Annotated in this window: 19 protein-coding genes; 17 read left to right on the top strand and 2 right to left on the bottom strand. The window is 50.3% G+C overall.

Features of this window, described 5'->3' with window-relative positions; genetic code table 11:
* Positions 1-730 precede the first annotated feature (730 nt).
* Positions 731-931, bottom strand: a complete 201-nt coding sequence (locus HMPREF0721_RS12805) for a hypothetical protein (RefSeq protein WP_423219055.1) — start codon at positions 929-931, stop codon at positions 731-733.
* Between the two features lie 180 nt (positions 932-1,111).
* On the opposite strand from HMPREF0721_RS12805, the gene HMPREF0721_RS04970 reads away from it, so the two are divergent.
* From HMPREF0721_RS04970 to HMPREF0721_RS04920, 10 genes are all read left to right on the top strand, one after another.
* Positions 1,112-1,834 (top strand): GntR family transcriptional regulator, encoded by a 723-nt coding sequence (locus tag HMPREF0721_RS04970; protein WP_006598507.1) that lies wholly within the window; start codon positions 1,112-1,114, stop codon positions 1,832-1,834.
* 222 nt (positions 1,835-2,056) lie between these two features.
* Positions 2,057-2,752 (top strand): YoaK family protein, encoded by a 696-nt coding sequence (locus tag HMPREF0721_RS04960; protein ID WP_040639923.1) that lies wholly within the window; start codon positions 2,057-2,059, stop codon positions 2,750-2,752.
* A 146-nt stretch (positions 2,753-2,898) separates the two neighbouring features.
* Positions 2,899-4,266 (top strand): magnesium transporter, encoded by a 1,368-nt coding sequence (mgtE, locus tag HMPREF0721_RS04955; protein WP_006598504.1) that lies wholly within the window; start codon positions 2,899-2,901, stop codon positions 4,264-4,266.
* A 229-nt stretch (positions 4,267-4,495) separates the two neighbouring features.
* On the top strand, positions 4,496-5,584 hold the full coding sequence (gene serC / locus HMPREF0721_RS04950) for a 3-phosphoserine/phosphohydroxythreonine transaminase (protein WP_006598502.1): 1,089 nt from the start codon (positions 4,496-4,498) through the stop codon (positions 5,582-5,584).
* A 152-nt stretch (positions 5,585-5,736) separates the two neighbouring features.
* Entirely contained in the window at positions 5,737-6,906 is a 1,170-nt protein-coding gene (locus HMPREF0721_RS04945; RefSeq protein WP_006598501.1) for a phosphoglycerate dehydrogenase, read from the top strand.
* Between the two features lie 9 nt (positions 6,907-6,915).
* Complete coding sequence (locus HMPREF0721_RS04940) at positions 6,916-8,157, top strand: DUF1015 domain-containing protein (RefSeq protein ID WP_006598500.1); 1,242 nt, start codon at positions 6,916-6,918, stop codon at positions 8,155-8,157.
* A 131-nt stretch (positions 8,158-8,288) separates the two neighbouring features.
* Entirely contained in the window at positions 8,289-8,879 is a 591-nt protein-coding gene (locus HMPREF0721_RS04935) for a ComEA family DNA-binding protein (protein WP_040639922.1), read from the top strand.
* 103 nt (positions 8,880-8,982) lie between these two features.
* Positions 8,983-10,122 carry a hypothetical protein gene (locus tag HMPREF0721_RS04930; RefSeq protein ID WP_006598498.1) on the top strand — a complete coding sequence of 380 codons (1,140 nt, stop codon included), beginning with the start codon at positions 8,983-8,985 and terminating at the stop codon, positions 10,120-10,122.
* Positions 10,123-10,306: 184 nt separating this feature from the next.
* Positions 10,307-10,957 (top strand): hypothetical protein, encoded by a 651-nt coding sequence (locus tag HMPREF0721_RS04925; RefSeq protein WP_040639921.1) that lies wholly within the window; start codon positions 10,307-10,309, stop codon positions 10,955-10,957.
* The gene (locus tag HMPREF0721_RS04920) at positions 10,938-12,476 is read left to right on the top strand and encodes an LTA synthase family protein (RefSeq protein WP_006598496.1); all 1,539 of its coding nucleotides are present in this window, start codon (positions 10,938-10,940) and stop codon (positions 12,474-12,476) included. The genes HMPREF0721_RS04925 and HMPREF0721_RS04920 overlap by 20 nt, the downstream gene beginning before the upstream one ends.
* Before the next feature lie 685 nt (positions 12,477-13,161).
* Here HMPREF0721_RS04920 and HMPREF0721_RS04915 read toward each other — a convergent pair.
* Positions 13,162-14,508 carry an MATE family efflux transporter gene (locus HMPREF0721_RS04915; RefSeq protein ID WP_006598493.1) on the bottom strand — a complete coding sequence of 449 codons (1,347 nt, stop codon included), beginning with the start codon at positions 14,506-14,508 and terminating at the stop codon, positions 13,162-13,164.
* 236 nt (positions 14,509-14,744) lie between these two features.
* On the opposite strand from HMPREF0721_RS04915, the gene hslO reads away from it, so the two are divergent.
* From hslO to mraY, 7 genes are all read left to right on the top strand, one after another.
* Positions 14,745-15,659 (top strand): Hsp33 family molecular chaperone HslO, encoded by a 915-nt coding sequence (hslO, locus tag HMPREF0721_RS04910; RefSeq protein ID WP_006598492.1) that lies wholly within the window; start codon positions 14,745-14,747, stop codon positions 15,657-15,659.
* A gap of 145 nt (positions 15,660-15,804) precedes the next feature.
* The gene (mraZ, locus tag HMPREF0721_RS04905) at positions 15,805-16,233 is read left to right on the top strand and encodes a division/cell wall cluster transcriptional repressor MraZ (protein WP_006598491.1); all 429 of its coding nucleotides are present in this window, start codon (positions 15,805-15,807) and stop codon (positions 16,231-16,233) included.
* A gap of 11 nt (positions 16,234-16,244) precedes the next feature.
* Positions 16,245-17,189 carry a 16S rRNA (cytosine(1402)-N(4))-methyltransferase RsmH gene (gene rsmH, locus HMPREF0721_RS04900; protein WP_006598490.1) on the top strand — a complete coding sequence of 315 codons (945 nt, stop codon included), beginning with the start codon at positions 16,245-16,247 and terminating at the stop codon, positions 17,187-17,189.
* A 28-nt stretch (positions 17,190-17,217) separates the two neighbouring features.
* The gene (locus tag HMPREF0721_RS04895; protein WP_006598489.1) at positions 17,218-17,700 is read left to right on the top strand and encodes a septum formation initiator family protein; all 483 of its coding nucleotides are present in this window, start codon (positions 17,218-17,220) and stop codon (positions 17,698-17,700) included.
* 10 nt (positions 17,701-17,710) lie between these two features.
* On the top strand, positions 17,711-20,146 hold the full coding sequence (locus HMPREF0721_RS04890; RefSeq protein WP_006598488.1) for a penicillin-binding transpeptidase domain-containing protein: 2,436 nt from the start codon (positions 17,711-17,713) through the stop codon (positions 20,144-20,146).
* A 35-nt stretch (positions 20,147-20,181) separates the two neighbouring features.
* A complete protein-coding gene (locus HMPREF0721_RS04885; protein WP_006598487.1) occupies positions 20,182-21,612 on the top strand; it encodes a UDP-N-acetylmuramoyl-tripeptide--D-alanyl-D-alanine ligase in 1,431 nt (476 codons plus the stop codon).
* 4 nt (positions 21,613-21,616) lie between these two features.
* Positions 21,617-22,582 carry a phospho-N-acetylmuramoyl-pentapeptide-transferase gene (mraY, locus tag HMPREF0721_RS04880; RefSeq protein WP_006598486.1) on the top strand — a complete coding sequence of 322 codons (966 nt, stop codon included), beginning with the start codon at positions 21,617-21,619 and terminating at the stop codon, positions 22,580-22,582.
* Positions 22,583-22,611: the final 29 nt, after the last annotated feature.

Genomic DNA, 22,611 nt, shown 5'->3' with positions numbered 1-22,611 from the left:
AACCAGCTTTTCAGACGGATATGACCGGATACATTTTTATGATAATAAGGAAGAAAATTGTTTGGCTCTTATCAAATCTGCAAAAGAAAAATTCGAACATATGGATATTCTTGTCAATAATGCAGCTGTATCTAAGCTGGATTGAAGTTTTCAAAATTAATACATTGGCACAATATTATCTCGATATCGCCTTGGCTAAGTTTGGGCTGCCGGTATGTTTTGAAGATTTAAACATGCAGGATATTTCTTGTTTTTTCGGAAAGATTACTCGAATGGTGTGAACGCCATACACAGGCAGAAGAATTTACGCAGAATCACGCATTTGTCGTAACGGCGAAAGATCTATACAATGCAATGATAGCGGCCGATACACACGGTAAAAAAATTGAAGCAAACCTTGCCTAGGTTGTATTATTAAATGATTTGAGTAATGGGGAGCCTGTAAATGTATAACTATTTAGGCCTTCTATGGCGAAACAAAACCGTAGGCGGCCTATTATTATGGTATTTAAGAAATCAGTCTCTCGAAATTCTATACCAGCCGCTGCCGTCTATCTTGTTGGATCTAAACGACAATAACAAGGTTCAACATAGAATAAGTTATATTCTGAATAGTCCGAATGCGGCTATTATGCGAGTAGGTATGTTGAGATGGGCAATACGCTTATTTAACCGATGTTCTTAAAGCACATAAAAGCTGAGAGCATCAGTGGGAACAGAAGTTCCTGATTTATTTTTGAGTCAATTCCTGATACATGTGCATGCATTCGACGACGCAGGAGTTTTCGGTGGTGTTTTTGATGCTCATACCGTAGGTTTCCATGAAGGCGCGGTTGTTTTTTGATGAGCGGTGTGCAACTTCGTCGGCATGGGGGAGTTCATCGTACAAAACGGCGAGACAGCAGTTGAGATAGACGGCGTGTGCGTCCAGAATGCTCTGCGAAGTCTGTTTGATCTTCGCTTTTTGCTATCCCATAAACCTCGCCTCTATTGTAATGCTACATGGTAAAGTCAAACCACATGTTGTGCGCTTGACTTTATTTTTTCGTTAAAATACAATAAGCTTTAATTAAATTGAGACACCATTATATATTACGATAAGGATAGAAAAATGTTAGATAGAAATGATCCTAAGCCATTACATCAGCAATTACGTGAAATTTTAGAAGATGCGATTGAGTCGGGAAAATGGGGACCTGATGAAAAAATCCCTTCAGAAAATGAGTTAAGCAGCATGTATGGGCTTAGCAGGATGACGGTGCGCTCTGTTCTAACTGAACTGGTTCGTGAAGGATGGCTATATCGGGTTCAGGGAAAGGGGACTTTTGTCTCTGAAAAGATTGAAACATTGAGTCCGGCCTATATCGGTATCCGTGAGCAATTAGAAAAAATGGGCTATGAGATTTCAACAAAAATTATTGAAATCAAAACAGAAAAGGGCAGTCAAACGGTTACCAAGCGCCTCAAATTGCAACCGTATGATTTAGTATATAAAATAAAAAGGGTTCGCTATATAAGGAATGAGCCAATTAGTATTCATATTTCCTATGTCAGTCCTAAATACAGTTTTCAATTGACGAAAGAAAATTTGGAAAAAGAACAATTATGTGTCATTTTAAATGAAGAGTATGGATTGCAAAGGAAGCGGGTTGATGAAACTTTAGAATCGGTTTCGGCTTCAAGCGAGGAAGCCAAGCTATTGAATACAAAAAAAGATAGACCATTATTACTTCTGAGAGATGTAATTTATTCCAGCGATGGTCTTCCTTTCGAATATACAAAGGTTATTTTCAAAGGAGATAAAATCAAGATAAAACTCACTTATGAATCATAAGGACAGTCCGGTTTTTAAATATATCATTAGGATAGAAGGCTCCTTCAGGAGTCTTTTTTCTTTGCCGGATCAAAGCGCATTTGACAAGTGCGGGCAAGTGGCGTACCATGAAAAAAGTTTGCCAATCCGGCAAGCATCACGCGAAAAATGCCTAAAAGTGAGATGTGCATTGATCAAAATGGCGATGCAGATCCATCACACGTATCGGAAAGGAGCTGCATCATGAAAGCGGATGAACGGATCTCGGAGACCTTTCGGCTGGGGGCGCTTCTGGCGATGGTCGGCGGATTTTTGGATGCTTATAGCTATGTGACCCGCGGCCAGGTCTTTGCCACGGCGGAAACCGGCAATATCGTGCTAATGGGGCTCAACCTTGCCCAGGGCAATGGGCCTCGGGCTCTGCGCTATTTGCTTCCCATCAGCGTGTATGCGCTGGGCATCCTGGTAGCCAAATGGATTCACGAGGAGCACACCGCTCGCGAAATCTCCCTTTTGCATTGGCGCCAGATCATCATTGTCCTGGAAGCCGTCGTTTTGCTGGGCGTGACCTTTATTCCCCAAAGTGACGGCTGGAATTTGGTGGCCAATGGGATGATCGCTTTCGTGTCGAGCATGCAGGTTCAGAGCTTTCGCAGACTGCGGGGCGGCGCTTTTGCGACCACCATGTGCACTGGGAATTTGCGCAGCGGGGTCGATACACTGTATCGGGCGATGCGCAGTCACGACCGCGGTCAGGCCAGAAAATCCCTGCGCTATTTTGGCATCATCGCCGGCTTTGTGCTCGGGGTGGTAATCTCCTTTCGGCTGACGGCGGTATTTGGCCGTCTGGCGATGCCCTTTGCAGTGGCGGTACTCGTCGTGGTTTACCTGATGCTGTTGGCCGAGCCTTTAGAGGCGGATGGCCGCGTCAACCGATGACGAAGGTCTGGAGAACTTTGACGAAAACTGTTTTCAAAAGGGTAACGCCGCGCGGGAATTTCTGTTATAATAGGCAAAGATAATTTTAAGAAAGCACGGGAAGTTTAGTGGCATAGTAATAAGATTAACGGTTGTCGGAGGGTACCATGGCCAGTGAAGAACAAAAACAATTAGAACAGCACGAAGCCCTGTTAGAACGCATTAAAAGCCGGGAACCCATCAATACGGAGTGGCTGGATGAAATTATGCACTCAGCCGATATTGTGGCGGTGCTCGACGATGACGCCATCAACGACGAGGACCTGAAGTGGTTTTTTAATCAGGATGATAAAGAGTTTCTGGCGGACGTGCTCGAAGATGCCGACGACGCATTGCAGGCGCGGGTGGTTCATCAGCTGGCATATTCGGATATCATTCGGATTTTTTCCTTTATGCCTAATGACGAAATTGCCGATATTTTGGGCGATTTGCCCATCGACAGCCGCAAGCGTCTGCTCAAGATGATGAAGGCCAGCGATTCCAGAGAGCTCCAGGTGCTTCTGGGATACGAAGATAATACGGCCGGCGGCCTGATGACCACGGAATATATCGCTTTATATCAGGATCTGACCGTGGTGCAGGCATTGATGAAGATCCGGGAGATTGCCCCGAAAACCGAAGTTATCGAGACGATTTTTGTGCTCAACCGCAAACGGCAGCTGGTGGGCTGGGCTGATCTGCGGGATATTCTTTCGGAAGATCCCGCGACCTTGCTCGAAGATATCATGGATCCCAATGTGGTGACGGTGGATCCGCTGCTTGATCAGGAAGAGACGGCACAGGTCGTGCGCAAATACGATTTGACAGCACTGGCAGTGGTCAACCGCCGCAAATCGCTGCTTGGGATTGTCACAGCCGACGATATCATGGACGTCATGGTGGAAGAACAGACGGAAGATATCCTTCACATGGGGGGCGTGTCTGGCGAGGAAGAAATCGGCGGAGAAATCGGAACGTCCATCAAGCGGCGTTTGCCTTGGCTTTGTGTCAATTTGATCACGGCCTTTATTGCAGCGTCGGCCATCGCCATTTTTGATTCGGTGATCGCGCAGGTGGCGGCACTGGCTTCGGTGATGACCATCGTCTCCGGGATGGGGGGGAATGCCGGCTCCCAGACGCTTTCGGTAGCGATTCGGGGTATCACCCTTGGCGAAATCAATTTGAAAGACGATTGGCCCTTGGTGTTTAAGGAGATCGCTTTAGGGGCGCTCAATGGTGCGGCGATCGGCCTGATCACCGGGATTATCATCTATTTCCGTTATCACAATATTTATCTGGGGATGGTGGTGGTGATGGCCATGGTTGGCAATTTGGTGATCGCCGGCGTTTCGGGCTATCTGATTCCATTGGTTTTGGAAAAGATCGGTCAGGATCCGGCGTTGTCTTCTTCCATTTTTTTAACGACGATGACGGATACCTGCGGTTTCTTCATCTTTCTGGGACTGGCCAAGTTATTTTTGCCGCTGCTGGTGTGATGCGTGATTAAGATCCTCTTCGGAGGGTCTTTTTTAGTATCTATTCGGACGGACATCATTGCTCTACCTTTGCATGTTTTTTGTTAAAAGCAAAAGGGAGAAGCGATACTCAAAAATACCGTTCTTCGGCTGAAAATAACACCTTACCGCATTGAAAAAAACAAACCTTATGATTATAATGTTCTTGTTTGTAACTTTACATGATTCAAAATTCATAAGGAGGTAAATTGTGGAAAGAGTTTACAACTTTTCTGCCGGTCCGTCTGCTTTGCCGGTGGAAGTGCTTGAAACAGCGCAAAAAGAAATGCTCTGCTACGGCGATACCGGCATGTCCGTGATGGAGATGAGCCATCGTTCGGCAGCTTTTGCGGATATTCTGGCGCAGACAAAGGCGGATTATAAGGAACTGATGCAGGTGCCGGATAATTATGAGATCCTGTTCCTGCAGGGCGGTGGTTCGACGCAGTTCTCGATGATTCCGCTGAATTTGATGACGGACCATCATCGGGCGGATTACATTCAAACAGGGAACTGGGCGAAAAAGGCCTATCAGGAAGCGGTGAAGGTCGGCGATGCCAAGGTGATCGCCTCTTCCGAGGACAAAACTTACACCTACATTCCGAAATTTGATGCATCCTTGATGCGCAACGACATCGATTATTTGTATATCTGTGTGAACAACACGATTTACGGTACCCGTTTCCGGCCGGACAACCTGCCGACCGTGCCGGCAAACGTGCCACTGGTGGCGGACATGTCGTCCAATATTCTGTCGGAAGTTTATGATGTGTCCAAATTCGGATTAATTTTTGCCGGGGCACAAAAGAATATGGGCCCGGCCGGGGTTGTCGCGGTGATCATCCGCAAGGATCTGTTGGGCCGCGCCGCAGTGGATATTCCGGCCATGCTCAACTATCAGATTCACGCCGACAAGGATTCTTGCTACAACACGCCGCCCTGTTACAGCATTTATATCTGCGGATTGGTTTACAAATGGCTGAAGAAGCTCGGTGGGGTGCCGGCAATGGAAGCCATCAACAAAGAAAAAGCGGCCAAGCTTTATGACTTTTTGGATAATTCCAAACTTTTCAAGGGCACGGTGGTGCCGGAAGCCCGTTCGCTGATGAATGTGCCTTTTGTGACCGGCGACGCTGATCTTGACGCCCAGTTCGTGAAGGAATCCAAGGCAGCCGGCCTCGAAAACCTCAAAGGGCACCGCACGGTCGGCGGGATGCGGGCATCTATTTATAACGCCATGCCCATGGCCGGCGTCGACGCGCTGATCGATTTCATGAAACGTTTCGAGATGGCCCATTAATAATGGGGATCATCTTCCTAAATGTTGCAAATTCACCGACATCAGATCTAAGCATCAGAGCCGGAGTAGCCGGTTCACCATTACGCGCGCAGTAAAGTTCGGGGTAGTATCGAAGTTGGCCGAATTTGCTGCGGCATCATGAAAGGTAAAAAATGAAATATCAAATCAAGACCCTGAATAACATTTCCAAACGCGGCCTCAAGCAATTAACCGACGCTTATGTTGTCGATGGGGACGGATCGGAGTGGCCGGACGCTATTTTGGTGCGCAGCGCCAAAATGCACGACATGGCATTGCCGGACAGTTTGAGCTTTATTGGTCGGGCGGGTGCTGGTGTCAATAACATTCCCCTCGATCGCTGTGCCGAGGCGGGCATTGTGGTCTGCAACGCGCCGGGGGCCAACGCCAACGCCGTGAAGGAAATGGTGGCCACGGCCATGCTCATCTCTTCCAGAAAAGTGGTGGAAGGGATCGAATGGACGAAAAGCCTCAGCGGGGATACGGATATCGCCGCTGCGGTGGAAAAAGGCAAGAAGCAATTTGCAGGGCCTGAACTGTATAAGAAAAAGATGGGCGTTATCGGCTTGGGGGCGATCGGAGTGCTGGTTGCCAACATGGCCGTGGATTTCGGCATGAAGGTTTACGGGTTCGACCCATTTATCTCCATCAAACACGCCTGGGGGTTAAGCAGAAAAGTTAAACGGGCCTCCAGTTTGGAAACTCTTTTCCAGAATTGCGACTACATTTCGATTCATGTGCCCTTTATGAAAGAAACCGAAAACTATGTGAATGCTGATTTGCTTAAAATCTGTAAACCAGGCCTGCGGCTGATCAATCTGGCCCGCGGCGGCCTTGTGGATGAAGACGCGCTGGCCGAAGCCCTCGAAAGCGACCGCCTCGCAGCCTATGTCACGGATTTCCCGAGCAACAAAACCTTTGCTATGAAGCACGTGATCAATATTCCGCATCTGGGCGCTTCCACGCCGGAAAGCGAAGAAAACTGCGCGTCCATGGTGATTGACTCCATGCGCGAATTTCTGGAAAACGGAAATATTGTCAATTCGGTCAATTATCCCGACTGCAACATGGACATTTGCGAAAGCGCGCACCGGATCACGGTGGCTCATCACAACGTGCCGAACATGATTGCGGGTATCACGGCGGTGCTGGCCAAGGACGACATCAATATTGCCAATATGACCAATAAAAACAAAGGTCAGTTTGCCTACACGATGATTGACGTCGATTCGGAAGTGACCGATCAGGCCATTGCCGACCTTAAAGCGATTGAAGGCGTCACCCGCGTGCGCCTGGTGAAGTAAGGAGTAATCATGGCGACCATTAAAGCCTTTAAAGCGCTGCGGCCGGCGCCGGAGAAAGCAGCGGCTGTCGCGGCGCTGCCCTATGATGTTTATAATCGCGCGGAAGCCCGGGCGGCGGCTCGAGGCCGGTACGACTCCTTTTTGCGGGTGGACCGGCCCGAGACCACGATGGACGAGCGCATTGATCCTTACGATCCGGCGGTGTATCGCAAGGCCAAAGTGAATCTCGAACGGCTGATTGCCAGGCAGGTGCTGATACAGGACGAAACCCCTTGCCTGTATCTTTACGAACTGACGATGAATGGACACAGCCAGACGGGCATTGTCGCCTGCACCGCCGTCGACGAATATTTGGACGGAACGATCAAAAAGCACGAGCTGACCCGAGCGGATAAAGAGCAGGACCGCATCCGTCACGTGGATGCCTGCGATGCCAATACCGGTCCGATTTTTTTGACTTATCGGCATCAGGAAGCCATTGCAGCGTTGACGAATCAGGTCAAAAAGATGGACGCCGCCGTCGATTTTGCGGCCGATGACGGGGTGCGCCATCGGGTGTGGATCATTGACGACGCGGCGACGATTGACGCGCTGATCGATCAATTCGCAGCCGTCCCTGCGCTTTATATTGCCGATGGTCATCACCGTGCGGCTTCGGCCGTTAAAGTGGCACAGATGCGGCGGGAAGTCCATCCGAGCTACACCGGGGAAGAACCCTTCAATTATTTTTTATCGGTGATTTTCCCGGACAACGAACTGTCCATCATGGATTACAATCGCGTTGTGAAAGATTTGAACGGCCTGTCGGAGACGGAATTTCTCAAGGCGATCGAAGGGGATTTTAATATTGAACGCCTGGGGAAAAAAGCCGCGGCGCCGGATGCCAAGGCGACATTTACCATGCTTTTGGAGGGCACCTGGTACCGCCTGAGTGCCAAGGCCGGCACTTACGATCCCGAAGATCCGGTGAAGAGTCTGGATGTGTCGATTCTGCAGGAAAACTTGCTGGCCCCGATTTTGGGAATCGGGGATCCCCGAACCGATGCGCGCATCGACTTTGTCGGCGGGATTCGCGGCTTGACCGAACTTGAACGCCGGGTGGCCACCGATATGCGCGTGGCTTTTGCCATGGTTCCGACGTCGATCGCCGAGCTGATGGCCATTGCGGATGCGGGGCTTTTGATGCCGCCTAAGTCTACCTGGTTTGAGCCCAAGCTGCGCAGCGGGTTGTTTATTCACAAATTGTCATAAATCAATCATTGATCCCGAGAGCTGTCTCGGGATTTTTTATTTTTTGAAAAAATCACTATCGGATGCGATCTCGTGATATAATAAATGAAACTGTAAACATTTGTGCAATGACTTTTACGGGGGAAACAGGCATGAAGTCCGAAAGCAAACGGCGAAGAAAACAAATAATGCTTTTGATGGCTGTCGCAACGGTTGCCGTATTGGCGATTGGCAGTTTCTGGATCAAATTGAAACAGGCCAACGAAAAAGTCCTCAGCAACTCAGAGATCTCGCAGACATCTCAGAAAAGAGGGAGTGCTGCGTCATCGAAAATAATGGTGCATGTCGCCGGGGCAGTCAATCGGCCGGGATTATACCGTCTGTCGCCGGACGCCCGGGTGAATGATGCGATTAAGGCAGCTGGCGGGGCAACGGCAGAGGGCGATGTCAATGCCCTCAATTTGGCGGAAAAAGTTAAGGACGGCCAGAAGCTCACGGTGCCCAACCGAAACGCATCGGCGCAAATGGCGAATCAGAATACGGCAGGAACGGCGACTGTTAATATCAACACAGCATCGAAGGAAACACTCATGACATTGCCGGGCATCGGTGAAGTGCTGGCTCAGAATATTATCGACTACCGCACGAAAAACGGTCCATTTAGCTCAACGGAAGAAATTAAGGAGGTCAATCGCATCGGGGATAAACTGTACGAGCAACTAAAGGATCGGATCAGTGTCTGACAAAAGAATTAATATTATGGCAAAGAATTTCTTGTTAAAGTTAATTCGATTAAATTTAAGTAAAATTTGGATATGATTGAAATTGGCAGAGAAAGAGGATTAGATGATGAAGATAAAAACATTAAAACAGCGCAGCATCGTGGCATTAGTGGCGGCTTGCATGGTTTTGGGCGCATTGCTCACCGCCTGCGGCAAAGCACCAACACTCGGCACCGAGGTGAAAGATTACGATCAGTTTAAGCGATTGGGGGAATCATCGCTGGAACTGAAGACCGGCAAAAAATTACAGGTATTTATTCCGAAAGACGGCAGCAAATCAGCTTCAGGGAATCATTTAAGCGCGTCGGCTAACGGAACTTCGTTGAATTTGCGCAGCGTCGATGCCGCTTACGTGAATTCTGCCGGCGGCACAAAGGCTTATCTGCAAAAATATGGTTCCATGGCGGCGCCGAATCTCAATGCGGCGGTCGATACCTTGGGCAAAATTAAAAAAACGGAAGACGGGAATACCTACTATCGCACGGGTTTTCAGGTTCTGCCGCAATATGGCAACGGATATTATAGCGTGTGCCGCACGGAGTTTTTGACAAAGATTGTCGGCAAGGATAAAGAAACGACCAATTATGTTATGGGCATGATCAATATCGCGAACAATGCGGCGAACGACAAAACCCAGGCAACCGTTGACGAGATGTCGCAGTATTATCAGGTTAAGGTGTACTGGAATAGCAAGAAAGCGAAGAAGGCCGCCAAGAAATACACGCAGAATCCACCGACTACCAAACGCGTTCTCTCCGGCTCTTACACGGTGCCGATTCCATCAGACTGGCGCATGGATACCACCCGAACAACGTCGAATGTGACGTTCTATGGGCCGGGGGGCAGTGCCTCTGCGGCTCAAAATTTGCTCATTGCGCGCAGATACATTAGCAGCAGCACCCAAAATTTCTCAGATGCGGCGTTTAAGCAGTATTTCGAAAGAGCAATGCAGAAAGCGTTCAATGGAATGCAGGTGGAAATGAACGCTGTCAAAAGTCCGATTGCTTCCGGAAAAGCATATAGCCTTAAGATGAGCAGAGGGAATGCCCAGATCAACGGCTATCTATTCTTTGGGAAATATAACGTCATTATGATTTACAATGTCTCTGAAGGAAATATATCGGCAGATCAAAAAACGGTGTTGGATAATGCCTTTAATGGTTTGGTGGCGTACAGCGATTTGAAGGATGATAAGAACAATTAAAATTGAAGAATAGGTAATCATGTCAAAAAGAGTGCGGCGTATGCGCTGCGCTCTTTTTAAGTTAGAAAAAATGTATAAAAATATGCGTATTGAGTCTTAAGTATTCAATTTGAATAATTTGAACGCGGTGGGTATAATAAATGGGCTTGATCCCAGCTTTAAATACATACAGAAAGGCAGCGCAATGACACAATTTATCATTTTATTTTTAGTCCCCTTCATCGCATGGGAAATTTTTCTTCATCGTTTGGGGCATGAGGTATCGGTCGTCAAATCGATTCGAATTTATGGCATATTAACGGTACTCAACCTTCTGGTTGTTAAATTTGTCGTTTGGAGTATGGTGAAAACATTAAAGATTTATTTGGAACCAGAAAGCATATGGTGTTTATTGATTGCCGTTTTTGGCGCTATAATTTTGCCCTTTGTGGGAGAAATTTTCAGAAAATACAGCGGCGTTCGGGTTGAAATTAACGCTCGGAAGCGAGAAAAACGTTTGGAGAAGAAAGGCGTCGATTATTTGAAGGAAAAAGGAGTGGTTCAACCGCGGGCGGATGCGTTTCAGGATGTCGGGGAGTCAATGCCGGAGATGCCCGCAGATCATGGTGCCGTGCCAAGTGTCGATGATAAGCAAGTTATAATCAAATCAGCGGAAACAGCGACATTAGGTGTTCAGACGGACGCGATCAAATTTCAGGAAGTGATGCCGGAGAAATCTGCGGAAAAAAAACAGCCGGAGGAGCAAGACGGGAAAGGGGATTATGGGGATGGCGAAGCGGTCGAGACAGATCCAAAAGCAGATAAATCGGCAGAAGATGAAACAATTTTGGGTTAAAATCGGCAAAATCGCTTTTTATGTATTGACCACGCTGATCTGGATGGTCGCTATGATCAGTTACCGGGCCACGGATTGGCTTAACAAGACTTTTGGCGTCAAGATTGAGCAAATTATTTTTACGGTGACATCGCCGATGAAGGGGGCAAACACCCATTTTTTTTCGCGCGCTGTGATCTTTTGTCTGCCGCAGATTATCGCGGCAGCCGCGGTGGCCGTCGTTTTGATCGTGTTGGATTTTCGCGTATTGTCGAAAATCGAGGTGAAACTGACACGGCCGTTTGGCCGGCACAAAATGCGGATCAATTTGATCTATGTGTATCGGCTGTTGCTGATAGTTGGCGCGGTTATACTGCTGAGCGGGGCATGGCAGTATCTGGATAGGAGTCTTGGCATCACCCAATATGCCCGAAAAGCCAATCAGCGAACGAAGATCTACGAAAAATATTATGTCGATCCCAATCGGACAAGTATTTCCACTGACGGCAAGACCAAGAAAAACGTCATTTACATTTATATGGAGAGCATGGAGACAACCTATGCCTCCCAAATAGCCGGCGGGGCTCAGCCCTATGCGAATTATATTCCCAATTTGACGGCGCTGGCCAATGAGAACGTTTCGTTTTCCGATGGCAATCAGCTGGGCGGCTTTCACAACACAACGGGAACGGGCTGGACGATGGGGTCGCTCTTTGCTCAGACCAGCGGGGTGCCCTATGCCCTTCCAACGAACGGCAACAGCATGAACGAGCGCAAAACTTTTGCTTCGGGAATTACAAGTTTGGGCGATATTTTGCAGAAAAAAGGCTACAATCAAGAATTCCTCTGCGGTTCGGATTCGAGTTTTGCCGGGCGCAATACTTATTTTAAAGATCATGGAAAATATGCGATTTTTGATCTGAAAACTGCCAAGAAGCGCGGCTATATTCCAAAGGATTATCATGTGTGGTGGGGGTATGAAGATGCGAAACTCTACGAATATGCAAAGATTGAAGCGACGGCACTGGCGGGCAAGAATAAGCCTTTTAATCTGACAATGCTGACGGCGGATACCCATTTTCCCCACGGCTATCTCTGCCAGAATTGCTACCGCCGGTACGGCAGTCAGGCGGCTGATGCGGTGGATTGCGCCGACCGCCAGGTTTACGATTTTGTGAATTGGGCCAAGCAGCAAAGTTGGTATCCCAACACAGTGATCGTGATCGTGGGCGATCATCCCCGAATGGACAATGACTTGGTGGCCGGAATCTCCTATTACGATCGGACGGTTTACAATTGCATCATCAATGGCGCGCGCGATACAGAGGAGCCCCTCAATCTCAAGAACCGCGTCTTTACGCCGATGGACATGTTGCCGACGACACTGGCGAGTATGGGGTATCGGATCAAGGGCAATCGTCTCGGACTGGGCGCCAATCTGTTTTCAAATCAGAAAACTTTGGCTGAAACATTGGGATTTGATCAGTTCAACAAAGAATTAGCCAAGAAGTCAACTTATTATATGCGTCACTTCTATTAAATTTGAACGGGCAATAAAGTTAGTATGATCTGAACCCTTAAAAAACAGGGAAATATAAAGTGTTAATCTTGAACAACCGCGAAACCAGGTGATAAGATAATTTATGAAGAAAAATATCATGTGAATAGCCACGGGTTGTTCGAGTAGGCGTCGGTATGCTGCACTCATACCGATGTCTTTATTTTTTGCTCAAAATAGATGGCAAGAATCGTTTTGTGATATCGCGGAAATAAATCATAAAGGAAGAGAGAGAAGAAAGGAGCTGAATTTAATGGCGATTCATGTAGCTGATTTAGAAACGTCATTGTGATTTTATCATGCGTTAATGGGATTGCCGATGGGCAGTCGTTTTTCGGCGCACGGCACCGAGATCGCGATGCTTGGCAAGAACGATCAGTCGCATGAAGCCGCTCGGCGACGGCGTGCCGGCGTGCAACAGCGCGGGTTTTCTTCGGCCTTAAAACGGATGGCCTGGACGAGGCGATAGCAGCGCTTAAAGATCAGGACGCGAGTCTTGGGGAGATTATTTCTCCCGGTTCTCACGTTCGTTTTGCCTTTTGCCCGGGATCTGGAGGGCTGCACCGTGCAGATTTTGGAAGAAGCCTGAAAAGGTTAGTATGATCCCAAACGATAAAAATCACGATTGCTGTACCATTGTGGTTTTTTGTTGGCTCTTTAAATTCACTTATTGGGGAATCTCTCGGGACCAATGTTTCCGAAAGGCAATGAAAAAAATTACGCAGAGAACTGCCGAAAGCAAAGAGCCCAGCGGTGCGGCCCACCCCATCGGATAAAGAGAGCGGGGGAAATAGCGCGTGGCGAGATAGGCCCCCGGAACGCGGATGGCGACCACAGAGACTGCGTTTTGCACAAAAGACAGCAGTGATTTGCCGTAAGCACAAAAATAGCCGGAAAAACAAAAATGGATGGCGGCAAAGATACAGTCGAAAACATAGGATCGAAAATAATCGGCGCCCATGGTGATGACAGCGGCGTCGTTTCGGGCAAAGAGGCTAAGAATCGGCACCGCCTGGCATTGAACGATGAGGCTTACGGCAAGACCAAAGCTTACGGCGGTGAGCATAGCGGCAAAGAGGGTTTGCCGGCCACGCCGATGCTGTCCGGCGCCGGCATTCTGGGCGACGATGGTCGAGATGGCCGAGAGCATGGCCGACGGCACCAGAAAGAGAGAGGAAATGATTTTCTCGACGATGCCGACGGCCGCTGCCGCGTTGACGCCCCGTTGGTTGGCAATCACCGTGATAAATAAAAAGGCGATTTGCACAAGGCCGTCCTGCAAAGCGATGGGAACACCGATGGCAAAGATGGTGCGAAAGGATGACCGGTCGATGTGCAGATCGCGCCGATGAAGGACGATGTTCAGGTCAAAGCGGCGCAGGGCAGCCAAGGCAAAGAACACGGATACAGCCTGGGAGAGTACAGTGGCCAGAGCCGCACCGACAGCGCCCATTTGCATCGGACCGATGAGCAGATAGTCCATCACCAGGTTGATCACCCCGGCGATGCCCACGAAAATCATGGGACTTTTGGTGTCGCCCATGCCGCGAAAGATGCTGCTGAGGACGTTGTAGGCGGTGATAAACGGAATGCCGGCAAAGCAAATCAGCAGGTAGTGCCGCGCTTCGGCGACGGCCTCCGGCGGGGTGGATAAAAGCGTTAAAATCGGCGAGACACCCAATATCAGCGCGGCGGTTAAGAGCAGGGAGAGTCCCGCAAAATAGACGATGCTTGTCCCGACGGCTGCCGTTAAAGCCCGGTCGTTTTTCGCGCCGATGGCACGGCCGATGACGATGGTCGTGCCCATGGCCAATCCGACGATGATCACCGTGAGCATGTGCATCACCTGGGAACCGATGGAGACGGCAGAGATAATCGCGGCACCGTTAAACTGGCCGGTGATAAAAAGGTCAGCCATGCCATAAAAAGTTTGAAGAAAGCAGGCGAGCAAATAGGGCAGGGAGAAAAAAACAAGGTTGCGGTAAACGCCGCCTTGAGTGAGATCTTTGCGCATGGGGAACCTCCTGACGCGTGTTGTTTTTGAGAGCATGTGAAAATGGCGCTTCAATTCTAATATAAAAGAGGGGCAAATTCAAATGCTGACGTAAAAAGCGGAGGAGATTCAAAACGGCGCGTACAAATGGGCGTTGTCACAGGAAAGGAAGCGTGGTAGAATAAGCAGCACATTCTTTTTGAAACAGATCGCAGGCAATGGGCGAATCATAAACAGAAAATTAGAAAGTGAGGCAGATGATGTCAGATTATATGGTTATGGGAACAGCGGCAGACGCGCATATTCGCGCTTTTGCCGTCAGCGCGGCGGAAACGGTGGAGGAAGCCCGCATCCGTCATCAGACGTCGCCGGTGATGACAGCGGCCCTGGGCCGGCTGCTTTCGGCCGGTGCCATGATGGGGGGCATGATGAAGGGGGACCGGGATGTGCTGACCCTGCAGATCAGCGGGGACGGCCCGGCCCGCGGGTTGATCGTCACGGCGGACAGTCGCGGCCGGGTGAAGGGTTATGCCGGCAATCCGTCGGTGGATCTGCCGCTCAACGCCCAGGGCAAACTGGATGTCGGCGGCGCCATCGGCAAAGGCACCTTGCGGGTCATCCGCGATTTGGGACTGAAAGAACCCTACAATGGTAATTGCGAGTTGCTTACCGGGGAAATCGCCGAAGACCTGGCCTATTATTACAATGTCTCAGAGCAAACCCCTTCGGCAGTCGGCTTGGGCGTGCTGGTCAATCCGGATTGTTCGGTGAAGGCGGCAGGGGGCTTTATCATCCAGCTGATGCCGGATACCCCGGATGAAGTAATCGCCCGTCTGGAACAAAAAATTTCGGAAATAGACAGCATCACGGCCATGATGGCCAAAGGCCTGAGCCCCGAAGCGATTTTAAAAACCATTTTGGGCGAATTGGACCTGGTGATGAACGATCGGCTGGCGGTAACTTTTTATTGTGATTGTGATCAGGAGAAAGTGTCCCGGGCACTGGCAGCTATTGGCAAGAAGGATATGGATGAAATGATTGCCGACGGGGAAACCATCGAGGTAAAATGTCATTTTTGCGGCGCGGTCTACCATTTCACGGTGGATGCGCTCAAAACCATCCGCAACGCCGGCCGCTTTGATCGCCTGCATATTCACGATAAGCTGGCGTAAATGAGAAGTCCGATTCCTTCGGGATCGGATCTTTTTTGTTGGCCGCTGGCGAAAAGAATAGAGGAAGTTCAGAAAATCCTTTAAGTTTTGTGCAGTGGTGGGGGAATGTGGTATAATGTGGTAAAAATTGCGAAGGGAGGCGGCGATGGACGCAATTTTTGGCGAATATACCTATAATATTGACGACAAAGGGCGCCTGATCGTTCCGCCGAAATTTCGGGATTTTCTCGGTGAGACCTTTGTGATTACGCGGGGGCTTGACGGCTGTTTATTCGGGTTTCCAGAGGGTGAGTGGCAGGTGCTCCAGGAAAAGCTGAGTGCATTGCCGCTGGCTGACAAGAAGGCCCGCGCTTTCACGCGGTTTTTCTATGCTGGAGCGGCAGCCTGCGCTATGGATAAACAAGGGCGTGTCGGGATTCCGCAGGGGCTGCGGGACTTTGCAAGCCTTCGCAAAAATGTGGTGATCGTCGGGGTTACCAAACGCATTGAAATCTGGGATAAGGCGAAATGGCAGGCCTATAACGAAGCGACGGCTGCCAATTTGGCCGATGCGATGGCCGATTTGGGCATTTAGTAAGGTATGCGATGAACGAAGACAATCAGGGAAAACACATCACGGTGCTGCGCGACGAAGCGATTGCAGGGCTTGGCATTGTGCGGGGTGGCATCTATGTGGACTGCACCTTGGGCGGCGGCGGTCATTCAGAAGCCATTTGCCGCGCGCTGGGGCATCAGGGCACGCTGATCGGCATCGATCAGGATCAATACGCGTTATCCCGGGCCGAAACGCGGCTGCGTTCGCAGCGCTGTCATAAAATTTTTGTCAGGAATAATTTTGTCGATCTCGAAACGGTGTTGGATAATGCCGGGATCGAGAAGGCCGATGGTTTTCTTTTCGATTTGGGGGTTTCTTCCTTTCAATTTGATCAGGCGGAGCGGGGGTTTTCGTATCATCATGACGGGCCGCTCGATATGCGGATGGATCGCAGCCGCCCGCTGACAGCCGAGCGGGTGGTCAACACCTATTCCCAGGAGGATTTAAAACGAATTCTTTGGGGATACGGCGAAGAAAAAATGTCCGGTAGGGTTGCGGCCGCTATTGTGAAGGCTCGGGCGCAGGCGCCGATCACTCGGACCGGCCAGTTGGCGGAGATCATCAAGGCGGCGTATCCGGAAAAGCTCAAGCGTAAAGGCCATCCGGCCAAGAAAACTTTTCAGGCGCTGCGCATCGAGGTGAACGGGGAACTGCGTATTTTGAATGACGCGTTGAAGGCGGCCATCGATCGTCTGAATCCCGGCGGGCGCATTTGTGTGATCACGTTCCATTCGCTGGAAGATCAGCTGGTTAAACGCCTGTTTACCGAACAGGCAGACCCCTGTATCTGCCCGCCGGAATTGCCGCAATGTGTTTGCGGCCGGGTGCCGACGATTAAAAAGATTACGCGTAAACCCATCGTGCCGAGCGAGACAGAGCTTGCGGCCAACCGCCGGGCAAGAAGCGCCAAATTAAGAATTGCCGAACGCATTTAAATCGGGATATCCGGGAAAAGAGCGCGAAATGAGACAGCGTCGAAAAAAAAACCAAATAGAGGCTTCGCGTTCGCGGCGTAAACGGCGCTTCTCCCGCGGGGGAGAGGCCGCGAGAGACCGGCAGATGCACACCGGGGCATCGGTGCGGCCGGGCGTGCGCCGGCGAAGGGCCAAGCGGCAGCGCTCACTGGCGCGGTTTGGCATCGTCATTTTTTTTGCGGCGTGCTTCGGTGTTTTGCTTCAGCAGGCGGTAATCACTTCGCTGGATGGGGACGTGCGTGCCCTGCAATCTCAAGTGAAAGAACAGCAATCGGTTAACGACAGCCTGGAAGGTAAAATTATCAGTTCTCGGAATTTGGCGGCGATCGAAGCAAAAGCGCGCAATTACGGCATGACAGAGCCGACGGCCAAACAATATGTTTATATTGTGATGAAAAAATCGGATCAACTTGCCAATGCAAAGGGCATTGGCGGTTATCTGGCGCGTTGGATGAATCGAATGCAGCAATGAGAGGCAATCAATGGGGTTTTTTCGAAGCAAACAATCAAAAAAAATAAATAAGGCAGACAGCCGCCGGAACAAACGCATTCGCAATCGGCGCATGATGCTGGTGATTAGCATTTTTACCCTTGGCTTTCTGATTATCGTGGCGCGGCTGATTTACCTGCAGGTTTTTGACGCGACAGATCAATACGCGAGACAGGTGGATCAATTGGTGGATGAGGTGGATATCCAGGCCTCCCGCGGCAATATTTATGATCGCAATATGAACATCCTTGCCCAGAACTCGACAGCTAAGGCAGTGCACATCGTCCCAAGGGATGTAAAGCACAAGAAGAAACTTATTGACGAGCTGAGCGCCAAACTTTCGGTGAGCCGGGAAAGTCTTGAGAAAAAGATCAACCAGAAGGAAAATGATGCGGTGACGATCAAAACGGGGGTGAATGCTTCTCAGGGCAGAAAAGCCAGGCGGTTAGATCGCGGCGGCATTATGTATCAATCCGGGACGCTCTATGTGTATCCCCGCAGGATTGATGATCCGGATGCCGTTGCAAAATCACTGGCGGCGATGTTTGACAATCTGACGGAGAAAAAGGCCTACGCTTATCTGACGCAAAAAGAAAATTCGGCGGTGCTCGTCCAGTCCAAGGTTGACAATTCTTTAGCGAAAAAAATTCTCGAGGATATGACGACAAAAGATAAAAACGGCAATGTCCTGGGCACCAACGGGGTCGAATTAGTTGATGACAGCCGACGCTATTACACCAACGGCAATTTTGCTTCCTATGTGCTTGGCTTTACCGATCAAAGTTATCATGGCGTCAGCGGGGTGGAAAGTACCTATGATGCGTGGCTTTCAGGGGAAAACGGCGTGGCTTATTTTCAAAAAGATGCATCGGGCAATACCATTCCGTCCCAGACTAAAATTGTGAAAAAGGCAAAAAAGGGAAAGGATTTGGTGTTGACAATCGACAGCAATATCCAGACCATTGCGGAAAAGGCACTGAACGAACAGATCAAAACGTATAAAGCCAAGCGGGGTACGGCGATTGTGATCGATGTAAAAACCGGCGAGATTCTGGCCATGGCCACCAAGCCGGATTATAATTTGAACAACCCCAATAAGCTGAACAAAGCCTACGCGAAAAATTATGGAGACCAGCTGAAGGGTAAGTCCAAAAGCGACAAACTCAACGCGATGTGGAACAATCCGGGTGTTAACTTTACCTATGAGCCCGGTTCGACGTTCAAGCCGATCACGGCATCTTCGGCTTTTGAAGAAGGCGCGATTTCGCCAAATGCCAAGGTGGTTTGCAACGGTTATATCATGGTGGGCGGTGTGCGCATCAATTGCACGGCGGTTCACGGAGTCGAGACCGCGGCAGATGCGGTTTCGAATTCCTGCAATCCGGGACTGGTGCAGATCATTCAAAAGCTTGATCCGAATCTGTTTTATCGTTACGCCTACGATTACGGCTTCGGCAAGAAAACAGGGATTGAATTAACGGGTGAAGAAAGCGGCATCATGACCCGGGTGTTTCAGGAAGATCAAAAGATCAATCTGCTGGATTATTCCAACTTGTCTTTTGGTCAGGGATTGATGACGACGCCGATCCAGTTGATCAGCGCTTTGAACTGCGTGATCAACAATGGCCGATATCGTCAGCCGACAGTCGTGTCGACGAAGAATAACGGTATCCGTTCCAACCGCTCTCAAGGGTCGTCCAAGCAGATCATTTCCAGGGCGACTTCTAAAGAAATGCGCAAAATTATGGAAAAGGTGGTTACTGGCAATCCGGAGCTTGCAACCATTGCCGGCAATTACAGCATCGGTGGCAAAACGGGAACGGCCCAGAAAGTGGAAAACGGCACCTATTCGCATACGAAGTATGTGACGTCATTCTTCGGATTCACACCGGTAAACAATCCGCGGTACGCGACCATCGTCGTGGTTGATGAAGCGCAGTCCGGCGCTTTTGGGGCTCAGGCGGCGGCGCCGGCCGGTATTAAAATTTTACAGCAGACGACAGATTATATGGATCCCAGCGGCAAGGGCAAAAGTCAATTGCAAAAGAGTGCGGTCAGGGTTCCGGATCTGGAAGGACAGGAGCTGGCCTTCGCGAAGCAGATCCTGGACGAAAAAGGCATTAAATATCGGGTGGACGACGAGAGCAAAGGCAGTATCGTCACGGCCCAGAGCCTTAAAGCCAAATCGACTTATGATGGCAAAACGGTGCTGGTGCTTGAAACCGGGACCAGCCAAAGCGATCAAAGCAATCAGGTTACCGTACCGGATTTAAGCGGAATGAATGTGCAGGAAGCCAACGAAGTGCTGACAGGACTGAAACTCAAGCTTAAGATCAAAGGCTCAGGTTTTGCAAAAACACAAAATCCGAAGGCGGGAACGCAAGTCAATCGGCAGACGGAAATCACGGTAACCTTTGAACAATCCTGAATGGTTTAAATCATCAAGGGCAGAAAGCAAGGATAATGGTTAAAACAACGAATCAAAAGAAAACAAACGAAATGGCATTCGAGCCCTGGTCTGTCGAGGCTGTGGCGGCGATCACACAGGGCAAGGTCGTGCATCCGGGTGCAGCGATTCACGGCATTGCGACCGACAGCCGCCAAGTCAAACCGAGAGATCTGTATATCCCGATCATCGGAGCGCGCAACGATGGGCACGACTTTATCGATGCGGCGTGTGCGAACGGCGCAGCGGCGGTTTTGTGTGACAGCGATCATCTGCCGGCATGGCAGGGGAAGATCGATGCGGGCATCGTCGGCGTTGCGGATACCTTTGAAGCGATGCGGGCGCTGGCGGCGGCGAACCGCGCGCGTTATGATATTCCGGTCGTGGCAGTGACCGGGTCTGCCGGCAAGACGACCACCAAGGATCTGATCGCTTCGGTGCTGTCGATGGGGTACCAGACGATGAAAACCCAGGGCAATTTCAACAATGAAGTGGGTGTCCCGCTGACATTGTTTCAGCTGACACCGGCCCATGAAGCGGCCGTGGTCGAGATGGGGATGAATCATCCGGGAGAGATAGCCCGGTCCATCGGCGAAGTGCGCCCGCATATCGGCGTGATTACTAACATCGGCTCGGCGCATTTGGAGAATTTGGGCTCGAAGGAGAACACCCTCAAAGCCAAGATGGAAATCTTCGGCACTATGGAGAAGGATGACATCGCTCTGATCAACGGCGACGATCCTTATCTGCGCAGAATTGTCGCCCGGGATTATCGGGTGGTGCGCGTGGGGATTCGCGAGCCGGATGCGGATCTTAAGGCGGAAGCGATCCGCGAGGATCTGTCGGGGCTGTATTTTGAAGCCGACGGCGTGCCCTTTCATTTTAAATGGCCGGGGATTCACAATGTGTATAATTGTCTGATAGCCATTTGGATCGGTCGATACTATCATCTCGACGACGCGGCCATCCAAGCAGGACTCGACGCGTTTGTGCCCAGCGGCAACCGCATGCAGATGGCGGAGGTCGGCGGGCTGCGCTTTGTCAACGATGCCTACAACGCCAATCCGGAATCCATGCGTGCTGCGATGGATACGGTTTGCGCCGTGGCGGAGGGGCGTAAGATTGCAGTTTTGGGCGATATGCTCGAAATCGGTGAGAATGCGGAGGCCTGGCATCGCGCCGTCGGTGAATACGCCGGCACCCACATGGATGTGCTGATCGGCGTGGGAGAATGGGCCGAGACCCTTTGCGAGGGCGCGCGCGGCGCGGCGCCAAATCATCCGGCGGTCGCGGCGGCGACGGTGGATGCTGCCGCACAAATTCTTGGAGAGATAGCACAGACTGGTGATACCGTGCTGATCAAAGCGTCCCACAGCCTTGCGTTGGACCGTATCATCGACAGGATTAAAACCGGCGACCGTTGGGAAAAGCCTGGGGAAGGAAAATAAATCAATGAATGATATGCGTTATGCAGTGGTTTCGCTGATCGTCAGCTTTTTGGTGGTGTGGATCGGCACCCGGCATTTTTTGCCGGTGCTTCACAAGTTGAATTTCGGACAGGCGATCCGCGAAGAGGGCCCCAAGAGCCATCAAAAAAAATCCGGCACACCAACCATGGGCGGCTTGGTGATTCAATTGGGCATTCTCGTCGCGATGATTATTTTTGCCTTTGTGGTAGGCCAGCGGGTGTTCTTTCCGCTGATCAGCATGATCGCCTTTGGGACCATTGGTTTCATCGACGATTTCATCAAAGTTACGAAGAAACACAATCTTGGTCTTCGGGCATGGCAGAAGCTGGCGATGCAATTTGTGGCGGCGGCGGCGATCGCCTGGCACGCGGGGACCGACGCGGTGATCGGCACGACGATGATTATTCCCTTCAGCGGGGCGACGGTCGATTTCGGTCTTTGGTTTTATCCTTTTACCTTCATCGCCGTCGTGGCCATGACCAACGCTGTCAATCTCAGCGACGGATTGGACGGCCTTTGTGCCGGCGTGACCGCCTTTGCGACGACCTTTTTTATGATTGTCGCCGTGATGTTCAAACGGCCTGAATCGGCGGCATTCGGCGGCGCGGTGGTCGGCGCGTGTCTCGGGTTTCTGCGCTGGAATTCCAATCCGGCGGATATCTTCATGGGGGATACCGGTTCGATGGCATTGGGAGCGGCGGTCATCGTCTCGGCGATCATGCTGCACAGGCAGCTTTTTGTGCTCATCGCGGGCCTGATCTACGTGGCCGAGGCGCTCTCGGTGGTGATGCAGGTGGTCTATTTCAAGGCGACGCACGGCAAGCGCATTTTTAAAATGACACCGATCCACCATCACTTTGAATTGTCTGGGTGGAAGGAAACCCGAGTGGTGGCCGTGTTTTGGATTGTGACGATTTTTTGTGTGTGCATTGCGTTTTTGGCAATGTAAGCAGGAAATCCATTTGAATAGAGAGGTGG

The sequence above is a fragment of the Pseudoramibacter alactolyticus ATCC 23263 genome (assembly GCF_000185505.1).
Taxonomy (GTDB): Bacteria; Bacillota; Clostridia; order Eubacteriales; family Eubacteriaceae; genus Pseudoramibacter; species Pseudoramibacter alactolyticus.
This window is presented reverse-complemented; position numbering and strand designations above follow the sequence as displayed.